This window comes from Mycetohabitans endofungorum (assembly GCF_037477895.1).
Taxonomy (GTDB): Bacteria; Pseudomonadota; Gammaproteobacteria; order Burkholderiales; family Burkholderiaceae; genus Mycetohabitans.
Window position 1 is genome coordinate 486,186 of sequence record NZ_CP132744.1, and the last position, 17,401, is coordinate 503,586.

Sequence of the window (17,401 nt, forward strand, 5' to 3'; positions counted from 1 at the left end):
AACCGACTGGTGTTGTCCCGACGCGGACGGCGCGGCGGCGCTCACCGCGTCAGTGACGGAAATGCCGCGTGCCGGTAACGACCATCGCGACATTGTGCTCGTCGGCCGCTGCAATTACCTCGTCGTCGCGCATCGAGCCGCCGGGCTGGATCACGCAGGTCGCACCGGCCGCGACGACCACATCGAGCCCGTCACGGAACGGGAAGAATGCGTCGGAGGCGACCGCCGAGCCGGTCAACGACAGCTTTGCGTTTTGCGCCTTGATGCCGGCGATGCGAGCCGAATCGACGCGGCTCATCTGACCCGCCCCGACACCCAGCGTCATGCCGTTCGCGCAAAACACGATCGCATTGGACTTGACGAACTTCGCGACGCGCCACGCGAACAACAGGTCGTCCATTTCTTTGGGCGTCGGATGCCGTTTCGTGACCACGCGCAACTCGTGCGGCTGCACGTTCTTCGTGTCCGGCGACTGCACCAGCAAGCCGCCGCCGACGCGCTTCAGGTCGTACGCGTTGGCTGCATTGCCCAGCGGCACTTGCAGCACGCGCACGTTCTGCTTCGCGGCGAAGACTTGTCGCGCCGCGTCGGTCAACGACGGCGCGAGCAGCACTTCGACAAACTGCTTGGCGACCGCTTGCGCCGCCGCTTCGTCGACTTCGCGATTGAACGCGATGATGCCGCCGAATGCGGAAGTCGGGTCGGTCTGCAACGCCTTGGCGTACGCATCGGCCGGCGTTGCCGCCACGGCGACGCCGCACGGGTTTGCATGCTTGATGATCACACATGCCGGCGCATCGAACGTCTTCACGCATTCCCATGCCGCGTCGGCATCAGCGATGTTGTTGTACGACAGCGCCTTGCCCTGCAGTTGCCGGTAGTTGGCTAGCGAGCCTTCGGCAGATTGCAGGTCGCGATAGAACGCTGCGCCCTGGTGCGGGTTTTCGCCGTAGCGCAGGTCCTGTACCTTCGTGAAGGCCAGATTCAGCATGGCTGGGTACGCGCTGCGTGTCGCATGCTGCAGGTCCTCGCCGAGGCTAGTCAGGTAGTTCGTGATTGCGCCGTCATATTGCGCGGTGTGCGCAAACACCTTGGCCGCGAGCCGGAAGTTGGTTGCGTAGCTGACCGTGTTGCTGTTCGCGCGCATTTCGTCGAGCACCGCCGCATAGTCGGCCGGATCGACGATCACCGTCACGTCGCGGTGGTTCTTCGCGGCCGAGCGCAGCATCGTTGGGCCGCCGATGTCGATGTTCTCAATGGCTTCGTCGAGCGGGCATTTCTCCTTCGCGACAGTTTGCACGAACGGATACAGATTGACGACGAGCATGTCGATCGTCGGGATCCCATGCTGCTCGAGTGCAGCCATGTGCGCGGGCAGGTCGCGCCGCGCGAGAATGCCGCCATGGACCTTCGGGTGCAGCGTCTTTACGCGGCCGTCGAGCATTTCCGGAAAGCCAGTGTAGTCAGCCACCTCGGTGACCGGCAGGCCCGCGTCGGCGAGCAGCTTTGCAGTGCCGCCCGTGGACAGCAGGGTGACGCCAAGCTCATGCAGGCTGTTGGCGAAGTCGACAATGCCTGCCTTGTCGGAAACAGAAATGAGCGCTTGCTTGATCATGATGAAAAAAAGAACCCGAAGCCGCGCTTGCGCGCGAATGACAAATGTGCGCCAGGCACGGGCGCCGCGCTACAGCAGACCATGCTCCTGCAGTTTCTTGCGCAGCGTGTTGCGGTTGATGCCGAGATATTCGGCTGCCAGAGACTGGTTGCCCCGCGCCTGTTCGAGGACGATTTCCAGCATCGGCTTCTCGACGCAGGACATCACCATTTCATAGACGTCGTGTGGGCGGGATCCGTCCAGATCGCGGAAATACATGCCGAGACTGTCGCGGACGCATTGTTCGATGTTGTGCTTGCTCATGCTGCTAATTAGTCGGTGTCGGGTAGCGTGTCGTGCGTGCCGGATGGGTCGTCGACGTAGACGAGGCGCTCCGATCGCGTCTTTTGAGCGTCGAAGAACACGTTGACTGCCGCCAGTTGTTCCCGGGTGGAATCCAACGTATTCATTCGATGCCGGAATGCGTTGGCGCCGGAAAGGCCGCGAGTGTACCAGCCGATGTGCTTGCGTGCGGTGCGCACACCGGTAAATTCGCCATAAAAGGCGTAATGGTCTTGCAGGTGCTCGTTCATCCACTGCTGGATCTCGTCGATCCGTGGCGGTGGCAGCACCTCACCGGTCACCAGGAAGTGCTCGATTTCGCGAAACAGCCAAGGCCGGCCTTGCGCTGCGCGGCCGATCATGATCGCGTCCGCGCCGGTGATCGACAGCACTTCGCGCGCCTTGTGCGGTGTCGTGATATCGCCGTTGGCGACTACTGGGATGCGCACTGATGCCTTGACCGCGGCGATCGTGTCATATTCGGCCTGACCATGATACAAGTCCGCGCGTGTGCGCCCGTGCACGGTGAGCATCGAGATGCCGGCCTGCTCGGCGAGCCGCGCGATCGTTAGCGCATTGCGGTGTTCGCGATCCCAGCCGGTGCGGATCTTCAATGTGACGGGAACGGCATCCGGCCCGGTGCCGACCGCACGCACGACTGCCTCGAGAATGCGTGCCACCAGCGCCTCGTTCTGCAGCAGCGCGGAGCCTGCCGCGACGTTGCAAACCTTCTTGGCCGGGCAGCCCATGTTGATGTCGATGATCTGTGCGCCATGCGCGACGTTGTATTGTGCGGCCTGCGCCAGCATCGCTGGGTCGGCGCCGGCGATCTGCACGGCGATCGGCTCGACCTCGCCGTCGTGATTGGCACGGCGCATCGTCTTTTCGCTTTTCCACAGTTGCGCGTTGGACGCGACCATCTCTGACACCGCGTAACCGGCCCCCATTCGCTTGCACAACTGGCGGAACGGGCGGTCCGTTACGCCGGCCATCGGGGCGACGAACAGATTGTTGCGCAGTACATGTTTGCCGATTACAGGCATCGGAAAGGGCGACGCGCCGCTACCCGGCTGGGCGCGGCGCGATCCGAAAGACGTTGGAAAGGGGCGTATTTTAGCGTTAACCGGCGGCGAACCCCGAGCGCTTTGAAAGTTTAATGAGCGTCACGGCTGTCATAGACTTGGCCCCGCTTAGCGCCGTTGCCCGAACATCATCTGCCGCGCGAGCGTTGTCTTGACCGGTGGCACCAGGTCCAGCGCACCGAGCGCCAGGCCGCGCAGCGCCGCCAGCGGCGCAAAGTCGACGGTGAAGGCGCGTGCCAGCGCGTCGGTCGCGGCGATGGTCACGCGCCGGTCCAGCGCGCGGCGTGCGGCGAAGGCACGCAGCGCAGCCGGCTCGGGTCCGTGGTGCGCGAGTGCATCGACCAGCGCGTGCACGTCGCGCAGGCCTAGGTTCAGTCCTTGTCCGGCGACTGGATGTAACGTTTGCGCCGCGTTGCCGATCGATGCAACGCGGCGATCGGTCAACGTGGTCAGCGCATTGAGCCCAAGTGGGAAGGCTGCGCGCGCGCCAACCTTCTCGAAGCGGCCCATTCTGTCGCCGAATGCCCATTGCAACTCGTCCAGCCACTGTGCGTCGGACAGCGGCATGCGCCGTGCGGCCTGTGCCGGATCACAGCACCAGACCAGCGCATAGTCCGCCTGCCGTGGGCCGCCGAGCGGCAGCAGCGCAAGGGGCCCTTCGCGCGTGAAGCGCTCCCATGCGACGCGCGGTTGTGGCGCGCTCACGCTGACTACGGCCACCAGCGCCGTCTGGCGATAGTCGCGCTGGGCGTGCTGGCCGGCGGCCAACCGCGTCGCCGCGGCTTCGTGATACATCCCGCCCTCCGCGTTGACGACCAGGCGCGCACGCACGACGCGTTGCGGTGCCGCGGCGCTCGCGTCACCATCGGGAACGGAGGGGGCGCCGACCGGCTCGATCGGCAGCGAGACGCCGTGTTCGTCTTGCCGCGGCGCGCGAGCCACGCTCGAGCTGATCCAGTCGCAGCCGGTGGCACGTACCGCTGTGGCTAGCGCATGCACTAGCGCGCCATAGCGCACCACGTAGCCGAGCGCTGGCACGCCGTGCTCGTCGCGCTCGATCACGGTGCGACCGAGGTAACCGCGCTGCGACACGTGGATGCGCTCGATTGGTGTCGCGTCGACCGGCCAGCCAAGCGGCTCGAGCAGCATGCGGCTGCCGTGCGACAATGCGAGCGCTCGCGGGTCGTCCAGCGATGCATCCGGTTCGCGCGCGTCGATCAACGCAACACGTAATGCACGGGTGCCGCCGCGGCGTGCGAGCCAGCCGGCGAGTGCCAGTCCCACTGGCCCAGCGCCGACGATCGCTACGTCATAGTCGTATCGCACTGCGTCGGCGCGTGCATCCGGCGCCGTATCGTGCAGGGGTTGGGCAAGATTCGATTCGATCATGGGGCAGATGTCCGTGGGATTCTGTCGCGCGGCCGCGCGTCACGCGCGCGCCGGTGTATCGCGCATCCAGGCTTCGATATCGTCGGCGTGTGCCGGCACCTCTCGGGTCATCAGTTCGCAGCCGTGCGGTGTGACGATGGCGTCATCCTCGATGCGGATTCCGGTGTTCCAGTACGCGCGCGGCACATCCGGTGCGGCACGCACGTACAAGCCGGGTTCGATCGTCAGCGTCATGTTCGCGCGCAAGCGGCGCCACGGACGCGGCACGTCGCGCTCGGTCGTATCGCGCGCCAAGCTTCCAGCGTGCTGGGTATCCAGGGATGTGGCATCCGGGCAGGCGGCGTGCGCGCAGCGGGCATTCGGGCGGGCGGTATTCGGGCAGGCAGTATTCGAGTTCTGGCTGTCCGGGTCGGGATCTGGCTCCTGATAGTCGCCGCAGTCGTGCACGTCCAGACCGATCCAGTGACCGGTGCGATGCATGTAGAAACGCGTATAGGCGCGGCTGGCAATGACATCGTCGAGCGTGCCATGCACGGCCGCATCGAGCAGTTTCAAGTCAAGCATGCCCTGCGCCAGCACACGCACCGCCGCATCGTGCGGCACGTCGAACGGCACGCCGGCGCGTGTCGCGTCGATCGCAGCCTGTTGCGCCGCTAGCACGACATCGTACAGATCACGCTGCGCTGCCGTGAAGCGACCGTTGGCCGGAAACGTGCGGGTGATATCGGACGCGTAGCCGTCCAGTTCGCAACCCGCGTCGATCAGGACCAGGTCGCCGTCTCGCACGAGCGCGTTGCCGGCAGGATAGTGCAGCACGCAAGCGTTAGCGCCTGCCGCGACAATCGAGCCGTATGCCGGCGCCTGCGCACCGTGGCGGCGAAAAGCGTACAGCAATTGCGCTTCAAGTTCGTATTCGCGCACGCCCGGCTTGCATGCCCGCATGGCTTGCAGATGCGCGCGCGCCGAGATCGAAGCGGCCCGGCGCATTGTGTACAGCTCGTGCGTGTCTTTGATCAGACGCATCTCATCGAGCAGGATCGACAGATCGACCTGATGCGCTGGCAAAGTGCGGCCGCTGCCGCCTTTGCTTACCTCCCGCCATCGCTGCACGGCCTCGTCTAGCTCCGGCGAGGTGTCGCGTGCGTAATGCAGCGTGTGCGCATTGGCCAGCAGCGCTGGCATCCGAGCGTCGAGTTCATCGACCGAGTAGGCGGCGTCCACGCCGAATAGCTGCTGTGCGCGTTGCGGTCCGTACCGCACCCCGTCCCAAGTTTCGCGCTCGATATCGCGCGGCAGGCAGAACAGCGTCGTGAACGACTGCGCTGCGTCGGCACGGATGACCAGCCAGGCGTGCGGTTCAGTGAACCCGCTCAGGTAGAAGAATGCGCTGTCATGCCGATACGGATACTCGGTGTCGCGGTTGCGGATCGCGATCGGTGCGGTTCGCACGATCGCCACGCCGCCGCCATGCGCGCGCAGTGCATCGATCACCCGCTCGCGGCGGGCGCGATACAGCGCCGGGCCGGCGGGCGGCCCCGGTAGTGCGTCGTCCGCCTTGGGGGGCGGGCCGTCGGCTGGGGTAGGGGAGCGCGTATCCGTTGGCATGTCGCGCTGCGCGACGGGGCTCGTCTTTGGAGTATCCATGGCGCGAGATTGTAGCGCCGGCTACGTGCGGGCCGCGCGTAGCGCACGCTCTAGTGCGTCTAGTTGCGCTGGCGTGCCGACGTTGGCCCATTGTCCGAGGAACAGCTCGCCGCTGGCGCGGCCTGCAGCAATTGTCGCGCGATAGTACGGCGTGAGTGCACATCGCGTGCCGCGCGGCAAGTCGGCGAACATCCGTGTGTCGTACACGCCGATGTTGCCGAACGTGTAGCGCGGCGCGCCGTCCAAACTCAGCGAGGCGCCGTTCAACACGAAGTCGCCGCATGAATGAAAGGGTGGGTTGGGCACCATCACCAGGTGCATGCCCGGCGCGTCGAGCGCGGTCAGCTGTTGTGCTGCCGCACGTAACCGCGTGTAATCGTAGTTGCAGTAGATGTCGCCGCTCACGGCCACGATGAGCGCTGGCGTGCCGCGGTGCTCCAGCAGGGCACGGGCCTGTGCGATGCCGCCGGCCGTTTCCAGCGCATCCGGCGAGTAGCGCAGCGTGACGCCGAAGCGCTGGCCGTTGCCCAGGCGCGTTTTGATCTGTTCGCCCAGCCACCCGTGGTTAATCACGATGGTGGTGAAGCCGGCTGCGGCCAGCCGCTCGATCTGCCACTCAATCAACGCCCGTCCGCCTACCTCGAGCAGCGGCTTCGGACAGGTGTCGCTCAGTGGCCGCATCCGTTCACCGCGCCCGGCGGCAAAGATCATCGCGGTATCCAGCGTCGCATCGATACCTCGCGCTGTGCATTTGAACATCATTCGCCCCGCTCAGAACGTGTAGCCGACTTGCACCGCGCGCCCTTCGAGTTCGTCCAACAGTACGGCGAACGGCGTCAATTCCCGGTAGCGTCGGGCCACCTTGCGCGCATAGTCGATAAAGCGCGGCACGTCGGTGAGGTAGCGCGGCTTGCTGTCCCGGTAGTGGAGGCGGGCGAACAGTCCAATGATCTTGATGTGCCGTTGCAAGCCCATCCATTCGAGTTGCCGGTAGAACTCGCCGAAATCCGCGTCCACCGGCAGGCCGGCCTTGCGCGCCCGCTCCCAGTACCAGGCGAAGCAGTCCAACTCAAACGACTCGTCCCAGCTGACGAACGCATCGCGTAGCAGCGATGCGACGTCATAGGTGAGGGGGCCGTGCACCGCATCCTGAAAGTCCAAGATGCCGGGATTGGGCTCGGCCACTATCAGATTGCGGGGCATGAAGTCGCGCAGCATGAACACCTGGGGTTGCGCGAGCGCGCTGCGCACGAGCGCGGCGAATGTCGTGTCGAGCGTCGCGCGTTGCTTGTCGGTCAGTGTCAAGCCCAGATGCCGCTCGACGTACCATTGCGGCATTAGCTCCATTTCGCGGCGCATGAACGGTTCATCGAACACCGGCAGCACGCCGGGGCGCGATGCCGACTGCCACCGGATCAGCGCGTCCAGTGCGTCGCGCATCAGCGCGCGCGCATTAGCCTCGTTCAACACGTCGATGTAGGTGCTCGTGCCCAGATCGGTCAGCAGCATGAAGCCGTGCTCGACGTCCTGCGCGAACACCTGGGGCGCGTGCAGACCCGTGTCGTGCAGCAGCGCGGCGATCGCGGCGAATTCGCGACACTTTTCCGGCGGTGGCGCGTCCATCGCGATCAACGTGCCGCGTTCGCCGGCCGAGCTTGCCGCGACCCGGAAATAGCGGCGAAAGCCCGCGTCCGAGGAGGCGAGCGTCAGTGTGTCGGGCGCGAGCCCCAGTGCTGCGGGCAGCGAGCCGAGCCAGTCGCGCAGCAAATCCAGCTGGGGATCGGCAATGGCGAAAGAGGGGCTTGCGCAGGTCTGCGTCATGAAAGTTGCGGGGATACGAAAACGTCTTGCCCTATAATACCCCACGACTTTTTTGATGCGACCAGCACCGGCGCGCGGCGCAGGCCCCGAGGCCGGGGCGGGCAGCTTTGCTGCGACGTTACCCGGGCGGCCGCTCATACCGGGGCGGCGTCGCTTCGTCTACTGCATTCATGCCGCCAACACAGCTCGATCGAACGAATTTGCCACCCGCGCCCCATTCGCGACGCGTGCTTCGCCTGACGCACGTCGCCGCCGCATTGCTTGCGGTACCGGGATTCCTGCCAGCGCTTGCGCACGCGCAATTGACCGGTGCAGCCGCACAGCCGACCCGGCTGGATGCGCCGTGGGGACTACGCGTCGCGCCGCAGCTCGAAGAGCATGTGCTGCCCTCAGGCGCGCCGCCGGCAGTGTTCGGGCTGGGCGAGGTGGCTAGCGGCACCGCGGAGCGCAACGCGTCGCTCGAGGGCAGTGCCGAGTTGCGCCGCTACACGTCCGTGATCAAGGCCGATTCGATTCACTACGACGTGGACACCGATCTGGCCGATGCGTTCGGCAATGTGCATATCGTCAACAATGGCAATGCGTTTGCGGGACCGGACGCGCACTTGAAGGTGGGCGCGTCTGAGGGCTATATCACGCGGCCGAAGTACCACTTCAACCTAACCGGTGGCTCCGGTGCTGCCGAGCGGATCGACATAATCGACGATGCGCGCTCGGTCGTGCACCGCGGTACGTATACCGGATGCCCATGCGACAGCGATCCGGCGTGGTACGTGCGGGCCACGCAGTTCAACATGGATACCGACGCCAACTTGGGCGTGGCGCACAATGGCGTGTTGTTCTTCCAGCGCGTGCCGATCTTTGCCAGCCCGTGGCTGTCGTTTCCTCTCTCGGGCGGGCGCCAGAGCGGCTTGCTGCCGCCGACCGGCACGATGAGCTCGACCACCGGCTTTGAGATGTCGCTGCCGTATTATTTCAATCTCGCGCCGAACTACGATCTGACGCTTACGCCCCGGATGATGTCGCGGCGTGGCGTGTTAATTGCGCCCAGTTTTCGCTACCTATCGCCGACGTACTCGGGCAACCTCACCGTCGAGTACCTGCCGTATGACCGCATCACGCACACCAAGCGCTATGCGGTGTTTTTCAACCACAGCCAGAACTTTGGCAACGGCTTCGGCGGATATATCTACTACAACCGAGTGTCGGACAAGACCTATCCGGAGGATCTCGCGTCGGGCAACTCGTTCCTGCTCGGCACGCAGATGCTGTACCAGCAGGAAATCGGCTTGACTTACAACAGTGGTCCGTGGGCCGCACTGCTGCGCGAGCAGCATTGGCAGACGCTGCCACCATCGACGGCGCCGTATGGCCGCGAACCCCAGTTGAACGTGAAATACAGCCGCTATAACGTCGGCGGCTTGGATTTTGGCGCCGAGGTTGACGCGACCCGCTTTTCGATCACCACGGCCGATGCGACCGAGGGCGCGCGCTTCGTGTTCAACCCGTACGTCTCGTATCCGATCCTGCGCCCTGGTTACTTCTTCACGCCGAAGGTGCAGTGGCATTTCACGTCATACGACCTATCCACGATCGGCGCGGACGCACCCGGCGGCCAGCCCAAGCGTTTCAACGTCAGCGTGCCGACGCTGAGCCTTGACTCCGGCCTGGTGTTTGACCGCAGCCTTCACCTGTTTGGCCAGGACTACATCCAAACGCTGGAACCGCGCCTGTACTATGTGTATACGCCGTACCGGAACCAGCAGTTTGCGCCATTGTTCGATACCGCGGAGGCGGACTTCGGCTTGGCCGAGATTTTCACGGCGAACAGCTTTGTCGGCAATGACCGCATCGCCGATGCAAACCGGCTGACTGCGGCGCTCACGTCACGCTTCATCGACGCGGCATCCGGCGACGAGCGGGCGCGCTTCGTGATCGCGCAGCAGTATTATTTTCGTAACCAGCGCGTGACGTTCACGCCATCGCAACCGACGTCACAGGCCGCGCACTCGGACGTGATCATCGGTTCGTCGTTCAAGCTCGGCGACGGCTTTGCGACCGAACAGGCGTTCCAGTACAACCAGAACAACAATCAGCTGGTGCGCACGAACCTCGGGTTTTCATGGAGCCCGGCCGAGCGTCGCGTGCTGAACGCGGCGTACCGCTATACGCGCTCGAACACGACGCTATCCTACGAGCCGATCAACCAGTTGGTGATCTCCGCGCAGTGGCCGCTTGCGCGACGCCTGTACGGCGTGGGCCGGGTGAATTACGACCTCGTCCGGCACCGCCTGGTCGACGCGTTGGCGGGCTTCGAGTACGATGCGCAATGCTGGTCATTCGGCATCGGGTTGCAGAAATACGCAAACGGCGTCAACAGTTCGAACCAGCCGTCCACCGGGACACGGATGCTCGCGCAACTGCAACTCAAGGGCTTTGCGACGATCGACAATGGACTGGGGCCGCAATTCCGAGCGAGCGTGCCGGGTTACCAGCCGGTGCCGCCGCTGCCTGCACCGCAGGCTCGGTTCACTCACTATCAATGAGACAATGTCGGTGGGTGGCGGACGGTGTCCGGCCCGCGCCGGTTTTTACCTGAACGGAGTAATGGTGGGAATGATGAAGACGATACGCTCGGCACTTCTGCAGTGCGTGCTTGCGCTATCCGCGCTCGGCGCGCTGGCGCCGCTCAACGGTGCGCACGCGCAAGCGTTGCCGTCGCATCAGACCGGACAGGAGGTGGATCGCATTGTCGCGGTCGTGAACAATGACGTGATCACGCGCCGCGAGCTTGACTTGCGTATGGCGCTGATCACACGCCGCTTGCAGCAGCAGAACGCGCCGTTGCCGTCGCCGGACCAGTTGCAGCTGCAGGTGCTGAATCAAATAGTTCTTGAGCGCATCCAGCTGCAGCGGGCCAAGGACGACGGCATCGTGATTGACGATGCGACGCTGCAACGCACGCTGACCCGGCTCGCGCAGGCGAACAACATGTCGCTCGACATGTACCGCGCACGGTTGGAGGCCGAGGGCGTGCCCTGGTCGGTGTTTAGCGCCGATGCGCGCAACGAGTTGCTGCTCTCGAAGCTGCGCGAGAAGGAAGTGGACAGCCGGATCACCGTGTCGGATGCGGAAGTGGCCAACTATATTGCCAGCCAGCGTGGGCCGACGCAGCGCGTGCATCAGGACCTGCGCTTTGAACATATCCTGATCAAGGCCGCGCTGAACGCGCCGCAGACTGAGATCGAGGCCGCGCGGCAAAAGGCATCGGATTTGCTCAAGCGCGCCCTGGCGAACGAGGACTTCGCGCGGCTCGCGAAAGACAACTCACAGGCGCCCGATGCGTCCAACGGCGGCGACCTCGGATTCCGTTCGATGTCGGCGTTGCCCGAAGCGATGACGCAGGCGGCCTCGCAGCTGCGTCCGGGGCAGGTTAATCCAGAGGTGCTGCGCACGCCGGAAGGTTTCGAGATTGTGCGGCTCGTCGATCGCCGGGTGTCCAGCGGCACGGGCAGCGAAGCGCCGAAGCTCGTGCAAACGCATGCGCGACACATCCTGATCCGGATCGGCGAAGGGCAGTCGGAGCCGGCGGCACGGCAAAAGCTGGTTGAACTGCGCGCACAGATCGAGGCAGGTGGCGACTTCGCGAATTTCGCCCGTACCTACTCGCAGGACGGTTCCGCATCGCAGGGAGGAGACCTGGGATGGATCAGCCCGGGCGAGACCGTGCCGGAATTCGAGCGGGCAATGAACAACCTGAAGGATGGCGAAATCAGCCAACCCATCCGGACCGAGTACGGTTATCACCTGGTCCAGGTGATCGGCCGCCGCGAAGCGCAAGGCTCTGTTGCGCAGCAGCAGGAGATCGCGCGGCAGGCGATTGGCCAGCGCAAAGCCGAGCAGGCCTACGCAGACTGGCTGCGGCAGCTGCGTGACAGCTCGTATGTGCAGTACAAGTTGGACGGACCGGCCTGAGCCCCGCGGAGCGGAACGTGACGACACCCGTTCGCATTGCGATCACCACCGGCGAGCCGGCCGGCGTCGGTCCGGAGTTGACCGCGCAAGCATTTGCGCGCGAGGTCGGGCGCTGGCGCGGGGACGCGCACTTCACGGTGCTCGGCGATCGCCGGCTGCTGGCCGAGCGCGCGAAGCAGGCGGGCGTGGATCCTGCCGTGTGGTCGACCGCGGCGGGCGCCGCTGTCGTGCTGCGCGATGTGCCGCTCGGCACGCCGAGTGTGGCCGGCGTGCTGGACGCGGCAAACGGCCGCTATGTGCTCGCGCTGTTGGATGCGGCGATTGACGGCGCACTGGACGGCACGTTCGATGCCATTGTCACCGCGCCGCTGCAAAAAAGCACGATCAACGATGCCGGCGTGCCGTTCACCGGCCATACCGAATACCTGGCCGAGCGTACCGGTACGCCACGCGTCGTGATGATGCTGTCCGGCACCGGCGAGCAGCCGCTGCGCGTAGCCCTTGCCACCACGCATCTGGCACTTCGCGACGTGCCCGATGCGTTGAGCATCGACGGGCTGGTCGACACGTTGGCAATTGTCGATCGTGACTTGCGCGCGCGTTTCGGCATCGCGTCGCCGCGTATCCTTGTCGCGGGCCTCAACCCGCATGCGGGCGAGAACGGCTATTTGGGCCGCGAGGAAATTGACGTGATCGCACCGGCATTGCAGCGCGCGCGTGCATCGGGCATCGATGCACGCGGGCCGTATCCGGCCGATACGCTGTTCCAGCCGCGCTACCTGCGCGATGCCGATTGCGTGTTGGCGATGTACCACGACCAGGGCTTGCCGGTGCTCAAGTTCGCCACGTTCGGTGAGGGCATCAACGTCACGCTGGGATTGCCGATCGTGCGCACCTCCGTCGATCATGGCACGGCGCTCGACCTGGCGGGCACCGGCCGCGCCGATTGCGGCAGTTTGATTGCGGCGATCGATACCGCTGTGTCGATGGCTCGCCATCGACGGCACGCGGCGGCAGGCCGTTAACGGCCGCGTATGACCCGCTGAACGCGGCGGCGTGCCGGGCATCGCGCTGGCCGCCGCCATGCATCTGATTCGAAACGAGCTGCTTCATGAGTCATCGTCAGCACCAAGGCCACTTTGCGCGCAAGCGCTTTGGCCAGAATTTCCTTGTCGACACGGGCGTGATCGACGCAATCGTGGAGGCGATCCGCCCGCAACCCGCGGACCGACTCGTGGAGATCGGCCCGGGCCTGGGCGCGTTGACCGCGCCGCTACTCGAGCGCGTGCAAACATTGCATGCGCTCGAGCTTGACCGTGACCTAATCGCGCGGCTGCAGCAGCGTTTTGGCAGCCGGCTCGTGTTGCATGCAGGCGACGCGCTGGCGTTCGACTTCGCTTCACTGGCTGATTCGGCGCATATCGGCGCGTCGCTCCGGGTGGTTGGGAATCTGCCGTATAACATCTCGAGTCCGCTGTTGTTCCACCTCGCGTCGTTTGCCGATGACGTGATTGACCAGCACTTCATGCTGCAGAACGAAGTGGTTGAGCGAATGATCGCCGAGCCGGGGAGTAAGGACTACAGCCGCCTGACCGTGATGCTGCAGTATCGATATGCGATCGACAAACTGATCGAGGTGCCGCCTGAGTCGTTCGAGCCGGCGCCGAAGGTGACCTCGGCGGTGGTGCGGATGATTCCGCGCGCCGCCGGCGACGTGCCGCCGGTCGATATCACTCGTCTTGGCGAAGTCGTGACGGCCGCGTTTTCGCAGCGCCGCAAAATGTTGCGCAATACGCTGGCGGCCTATCGGAGTCGAGTCGATTTTGACGCGCTCGGCTTTGATCTTGCGCGTCGTGCCGAGGATGTGCCGGTGCTTGAATACGTCGCGCTGGCGCAGCAGGTTGACGCCGGTGCAGGCTCGATGGGTAGCGTAGGCGCGGGTGGTGCGTTGGATCCTGAATCGACGCGTTAACACGTCTGCCTGCCCGCTTCGTGCGGCGTGCCGTGACGTTCCCATTTCAATCAAACATGGGTCGTGCTGATTAACGAGTAGGGTTAGAAAATGCCGGGCCTCTCGGAGGTCGAGTGCTGCAAACTTACGCTGACATTCAGCACGCAGAGGCTCGCGGCCGGCGTCAGAGTGGGAATGATGCAGCAGCGCATTGCCTTGTCTGGGATTTGGACTTACACTGTTAGCTAATATTTATTAGCTAACTTGGGTGGGAGGGCCGATATGTTGACTGTGAACATGCACGACGCTAAATCGCGGCTGTCGAGTTTGGTTGAACAACTTGAAGTGGGGCAAGAAAGCGAGGTGATCATTGCCCGGCATGGCACGCCCGTCGCACGGTTGGTGCCCTTTACCGCCCCCAAACGGATTGGCGCGGCACGGCATTTACTCGCCGGATTGGGCGTGCCGACTACCGTTGAGGCATTTAACGCGAACGACGATGTCATCGCAGCTGACTTTGAGGCGAGTGCAGGGCAAGGTCTTTTGCCGTGAAAGTGCTACTTGACACGCATATTGCGCTGTGGGCGGCAGAAGGTGCACCGCAGCTGTCTGCCCAAACCATCGAAATCATCGAGAATCCGGCCAATACGCTGCTGGTCAGTGCGGCGGCCATTTGGGAAATTGCAATCAAACACGCGAAGGGCAATCTGCGCATTCATCCGCGTGAAGCGCGCTTGGCGTTCCGTCTAGCGGGCTTCGCGCAGCTACCGATTATCAATGACCATGCAGAGATGGTCGCATTACTACCAACGCATGAAGATCACGCCGATCCGTTTGATCGCCTTATGGTAGCGCAAGCCCTCCACGAGGGGATCGCGCTGTTAAGCGCTGACCCGAAAATGTGGCGCTATCACCCGACGCTCATGCTGCAAGCCTAACGATAGCCAGAATGGGGGTGATTCGCATACATCGTTGTGGGTAAAGCTCAGGAGTTTAGGTTGGGGAGCATCAACGCTACGCGAGGCCGACGACGGCCACGAGCGTCCACTCGGCCACATGGGTGGTGCCGGTTGGGCCCGCCAGTGCCAGCACACGATGGCGAAGGCATCAAACGGCTTGCGGACTAACGCGGCGGTAACAGCCACCTGGATTAAGGACGTTTTTTCTCGATGAACTCGATCTTGTAGCCGTCCGGATCCTCGACGAAGGCGATCACCGTGGTGCCATGCTTCATCGGGCCGGCCTCGCGCGTGACCTTGCCGCCCTTCGCGCGCACCGCGTCGCACGCGTCACGGGCGTTGTCCACGGCAATCGCCAGATGGCCAAAGCCAGTGCCCGGCTCATAGACCGAGGTGTCCCAATTATGGGTCAATTCGATCACCGTATGGTCGTCCTCGTTACCGTAGCCGACGAACGCAAGCGTAAAGCGGCCTTCCGGATAGTCACGCTTGCGTAGCAATTGCATGCCTAGCACGTTCGTGTAGAAGTCCAGCGATCGCTCCAGGTTGCCGACTCGAAGCATTGTATGAAGAAGTCGCATGGTGGGATCCTTGAAATGTCGATGGCGTTGTGGGGAACGCGATAACAGCACCGTACGGCAGGCACGGCGCGATACGGCGAGGATTTTAACCCGCGCAGCACGGCTTTGCGCGATGCGACCAAACGGCGCCGGTGAGCGTCACAGCGTGGGCAGCAGCTCGGGCGGATGGTTCTTCAACAAGCTGCGCGCCTCGCGAAATTCCGGGAAGATCGACGCGACTGTATTCCAGAAACGCGAGCTATGGTTCATTTCACGCAAATGCGCGAGTTCGTGCGCGACGACATAGTCGACGATCGACAGCGGAAAATGGATCAAGCGCCAGTTTAGCCGGATCTTGCCGTCGCTCGAGCAGCTCCCCCAGCGGGTTGCCGCCGATGACAGCGCGTACGCGCTATGTCGCACACCGAGGCGTTGTGCATAGAGGTCGAGCCGCTCGCCGAACAGGCGTCGGGCTTCCTGCTGCAGCCAGCCCTGTACACGATCCTTGATCTGCTGCGCGTGCGCATCCGGCGGCAAGCCCAGCTCGAGCATGGCCCGTTCGGGGTCATGCCGCAACGTGCCGCTTGACGACGTGATAGCGACGGTCAACGGCTTGCCTAGATAGGGCAAGGTCGCGCCATCGGTCCAGACGATCCGCGGCAGTGCGCGTTGTTCCGTGCGTGTTTGCCACTCGGCCAGCTTGGCGAAGATCCAACGCTGCTTGTCGGCGAGCGCCGCTTCGATATCAGCCAGCGTGGTCCAACGTGGTGCAGTGACGGCCAGTCCGTTGCCGTCGATTGAGAATCCGATAGTGCGTCGCGCGGAACGCTTGAGCCGATAATCGAGCCGGTGCGAGCCAAGGTACACGCAGCGCAGCCGGTTGCCGTCCGGCAGCTGAGTCTCGTTGCGCGGCGTGGCACCCGTCGGCAGTAATGGCGCTGGCGTCGCGTTTGCCGGGCCGGGGGACGGATGCAACGATGGCAACAGTGCGGCAAGCGGCTCCACCGGCGTTTGCGCCTGCAACGGTGGCAACGAGGGCAACGGCGCCGACGGTGGTTGCATCGATTCGGCACCGGGCCGGGGTGAGCAGGCGCCGCCGGTGGGTGCCGCCGCGCAGGTGGGCTCTGGCCCGGCCGGGACTTCGACGGATAGGCCCGGCAACGCGTTGCTGCTGTCGAACAGCGGCAGGTCGAGTTGACGCGAATCGAGCGCCGCGCGGCGCGGCAGGGGCGCGTGAGCCATAGCTATCGGTTCGACGGGGTGTCGCTGCGCGGGTCGCTGGCTATCGTATCGGAGCGCGCTCAGACCGCGTCGGACGACGACGCGCGTTTGACATACACCGGCGTTTCGTCCTGCGCAGGATACGCGTGCGGATCGATGCGACGCATCTCGGTTTCAATCCATTCCTCGACGCGCGCCATGACTTCGTCAGCGTTCAGGTTACGGGTGTCGATGGGCTTGCCGATCGACACTGTGACTATACCCGGAAATTTCAGGAAGGAGTTGCGCGGCCACACGTGTCCGGCGTTGTGCGCGATCGGCACCACGGGTACCCCGGCAGCGACCGCGAAGCGCGTGCCGCCAGTCTTATATTTGCCACGCTTGCCCACTGGCACCCGTGTGCCTTCCGGGAACATGATGACCCATGAGCCCTCGGCCATCCGTTCCTTGCCCTGCCGAATCACCGACTTGAACGCGCTGTGTCCCTTGTTGCGATCGATGTGCACCATCTTCAGCATTCCGAGGGCCCAACCAAAAAATGGCACGTACAGCAGCTCGCGCTTAAAGACATAGCACAATGGACGCGGCATGATTGCCGGGAAGGCCAGCGTTTCCCACGCGGACTGGTGCTTGGACAGCAGCACGGCCGGGCCGTCGGGCAGGTTGTCCAGGCCTTCGATGTGCCAACTCGCGCCGACCAGGTGCCGCAGCGTCCACAGCGTCGAGCGGCACCAGCCGACGGCCATCCGATAGCGCCGGTGTGCGTTCAGAAACGGGAAAACAATGAAGCAGGCGCATGCATACGGGATCGTATAGACGATCAAGTAAACGAAGAACAGCGTCGAGCGAATCACGTGCATGAT

At 64.0% G+C, this 17,401-nt stretch carries 16 protein-coding genes; 6 read left to right on the plus strand and 10 right to left on the minus strand.

The features are described from left to right. Positions 1 to 49 precede the first annotated feature (49 nt). The 7 genes from purH to RA167_RS02230 form a co-directional block, all read right to left on the minus strand. Positions 50 to 1,615: a bifunctional phosphoribosylaminoimidazolecarboxamide formyltransferase/IMP cyclohydrolase gene (purH, locus tag RA167_RS02200; RefSeq protein WP_076786099.1), complete on the minus strand. Its 1,566-nt coding sequence runs from the start codon at positions 1,613 to 1,615 to the stop codon at positions 50 to 52. Positions 1,616 to 1,684: 69 nt separating this feature from the next. Then, the gene (locus RA167_RS02205) at positions 1,685 to 1,918 is read right to left on the minus strand and encodes a Fis family transcriptional regulator (RefSeq protein WP_013436270.1); all 234 of its coding nucleotides are present in this window, start codon (positions 1,916 to 1,918) and stop codon (positions 1,685 to 1,687) included. Positions 1,919 to 1,926: 8 nt separating this feature from the next. Next, positions 1,927 to 2,979: a tRNA dihydrouridine synthase DusB gene (gene dusB / locus RA167_RS02210; RefSeq protein WP_076786100.1), complete on the minus strand. Its 1,053-nt coding sequence runs from the start codon at positions 2,977 to 2,979 to the stop codon at positions 1,927 to 1,929. A 147-nt stretch (positions 2,980 to 3,126) separates the two neighbouring features. After that, a complete protein-coding gene (locus tag RA167_RS02215; protein WP_237574362.1) occupies positions 3,127 to 4,407 on the minus strand; it encodes a UbiH/UbiF/VisC/COQ6 family ubiquinone biosynthesis hydroxylase in 1,281 nt (426 codons plus the stop codon). Between the two features lie 39 nt (positions 4,408 to 4,446). After that, positions 4,447 to 6,051: an aminopeptidase P N-terminal domain-containing protein gene (locus RA167_RS02220; protein WP_076786101.1), complete on the minus strand. Its 1,605-nt coding sequence runs from the start codon at positions 6,049 to 6,051 to the stop codon at positions 4,447 to 4,449. Between the two features lie 21 nt (positions 6,052 to 6,072). Continuing rightward, positions 6,073 to 6,810, minus strand: a complete 738-nt coding sequence (gene murU, locus RA167_RS02225) for an N-acetylmuramate alpha-1-phosphate uridylyltransferase MurU (RefSeq protein ID WP_235091113.1) — start codon at positions 6,808 to 6,810, stop codon at positions 6,073 to 6,075. 12 nt (positions 6,811 to 6,822) lie between these two features. Then, positions 6,823 to 7,872, minus strand: coding sequence for an aminoglycoside phosphotransferase family protein (locus RA167_RS02230; protein ID WP_076786102.1), 1,050 nt, complete (start codon positions 7,870 to 7,872; stop codon positions 6,823 to 6,825). A gap of 170 nt (positions 7,873 to 8,042) precedes the next feature. On the opposite strand from RA167_RS02230, the gene RA167_RS02235 reads away from it, so the two are divergent. From RA167_RS02235 to RA167_RS02260, 6 genes are all read left to right on the plus strand, one after another. Beyond that, a complete protein-coding gene (locus tag RA167_RS02235) occupies positions 8,043 to 10,418 on the plus strand; it encodes an LPS-assembly protein LptD (protein WP_076786103.1) in 2,376 nt (791 codons plus the stop codon). 70 nt (positions 10,419 to 10,488) lie between these two features. Next, positions 10,489 to 11,847 (plus strand): peptidylprolyl isomerase, encoded by a 1,359-nt coding sequence (locus RA167_RS02240; protein WP_076786104.1) that lies wholly within the window; start codon positions 10,489 to 10,491, stop codon positions 11,845 to 11,847. Positions 11,848 to 11,864: 17 nt separating this feature from the next. After that, positions 11,865 to 12,872, plus strand: coding sequence for a 4-hydroxythreonine-4-phosphate dehydrogenase PdxA (pdxA, locus tag RA167_RS02245; protein ID WP_370643015.1), 1,008 nt, complete (start codon positions 11,865 to 11,867; stop codon positions 12,870 to 12,872). An 86-nt stretch (positions 12,873 to 12,958) separates the two neighbouring features. After that, positions 12,959 to 13,819, plus strand: coding sequence for a 16S rRNA (adenine(1518)-N(6)/adenine(1519)-N(6))-dimethyltransferase RsmA (gene rsmA, locus RA167_RS02250; protein WP_076786106.1), 861 nt, complete (start codon positions 12,959 to 12,961; stop codon positions 13,817 to 13,819). A 261-nt stretch (positions 13,820 to 14,080) separates the two neighbouring features. Then, positions 14,081 to 14,350 (plus strand): type II toxin-antitoxin system Phd/YefM family antitoxin, encoded by a 270-nt coding sequence (locus tag RA167_RS02255; protein ID WP_076786107.1) that lies wholly within the window; start codon positions 14,081 to 14,083, stop codon positions 14,348 to 14,350. Then, positions 14,347 to 14,736: a type II toxin-antitoxin system VapC family toxin gene (locus tag RA167_RS02260; protein ID WP_076786108.1), complete on the plus strand. Its 390-nt coding sequence runs from the start codon at positions 14,347 to 14,349 to the stop codon at positions 14,734 to 14,736. The genes RA167_RS02255 and RA167_RS02260 overlap by 4 nt, the downstream gene beginning before the upstream one ends. Positions 14,737 to 14,948: 212 nt before the next feature. Here the strand turns inward: RA167_RS02260 and gloA are convergent, their stop codons facing one another. The 3 genes from gloA to RA167_RS02275 form a co-directional block, all read right to left on the minus strand. Beyond that, complete coding sequence (gene gloA / locus RA167_RS02265; RefSeq protein WP_076786109.1) at positions 14,949 to 15,338, minus strand: lactoylglutathione lyase; 390 nt, start codon at positions 15,336 to 15,338, stop codon at positions 14,949 to 14,951. Positions 15,339 to 15,476: 138 nt separating this feature from the next. Further along, positions 15,477 to 16,559, minus strand: coding sequence for a M48 family metallopeptidase (locus tag RA167_RS02270; protein WP_237574350.1), 1,083 nt, complete (start codon positions 16,557 to 16,559; stop codon positions 15,477 to 15,479). Positions 16,560 to 16,618: 59 nt separating this feature from the next. Next, a complete protein-coding gene (locus tag RA167_RS02275; protein ID WP_076786110.1) occupies positions 16,619 to 17,398 on the minus strand; it encodes a lysophospholipid acyltransferase family protein in 780 nt (259 codons plus the stop codon). Between the last annotated feature and the right edge of the window lie 3 nt (positions 17,399 to 17,401).

Excerpts from the sequence above, each read along its gene's own strand:
- murU (WP_235091113.1), bottom strand. The coding sequence starts at position 6,810 with ATGTTCAAATGCACAGCGCGAGGTATCGATGCGACGCTGGATACCGCG.
- RA167_RS02220 (WP_076786101.1), bottom strand. The coding sequence starts at position 6,051 with ATGGATACTCCAAAGACGAGCCCCGTCGCGCAGCGCGACATGCCAACG.
- RA167_RS02230 (WP_076786102.1), bottom strand. The coding sequence starts at position 7,872 with ATGACGCAGACCTGCGCAAGCCCCTCTTTCGCCATTGCCGATCCCCAG.
- RA167_RS02240 (WP_076786104.1), top strand. The coding sequence starts at position 10,489 with ATGATGAAGACGATACGCTCGGCACTTCTGCAGTGCGTGCTTGCGCTA.
- RA167_RS02215 (WP_237574362.1), bottom strand. The coding sequence starts at position 4,407 with ATGATCGAATCGAATCTTGCCCAACCCCTGCACGATACGGCGCCGGAT.
- RA167_RS02270 (WP_237574350.1), bottom strand. The coding sequence starts at position 16,559 with ATGGCTCACGCGCCCCTGCCGCGCCGCGCGGCGCTCGATTCGCGTCAA.
- RA167_RS02255 (WP_076786107.1), top strand. The coding sequence starts at position 14,081 with ATGTTGACTGTGAACATGCACGACGCTAAATCGCGGCTGTCGAGTTTG.
- RA167_RS02205 (WP_013436270.1), bottom strand. The coding sequence starts at position 1,918 with ATGAGCAAGCACAACATCGAACAATGCGTCCGCGACAGTCTCGGCATG.
- rsmA (WP_076786106.1), top strand. The coding sequence starts at position 12,959 with ATGAGTCATCGTCAGCACCAAGGCCACTTTGCGCGCAAGCGCTTTGGC.
- RA167_RS02235 (WP_076786103.1), top strand. The coding sequence starts at position 8,043 with ATGCCGCCAACACAGCTCGATCGAACGAATTTGCCACCCGCGCCCCAT.
- purH (WP_076786099.1), bottom strand. The coding sequence starts at position 1,615 with ATGATCAAGCAAGCGCTCATTTCTGTTTCCGACAAGGCAGGCATTGTC.
- RA167_RS02275 (WP_076786110.1), bottom strand. The coding sequence starts at position 17,398 with ATGCACGTGATTCGCTCGACGCTGTTCTTCGTTTACTTGATCGTCTAT.
- gloA (WP_076786109.1), bottom strand. The coding sequence starts at position 15,338 with ATGCGACTTCTTCATACAATGCTTCGAGTCGGCAACCTGGAGCGATCG.
- dusB (WP_076786100.1), bottom strand. The coding sequence starts at position 2,979 with ATGCCTGTAATCGGCAAACATGTACTGCGCAACAATCTGTTCGTCGCC.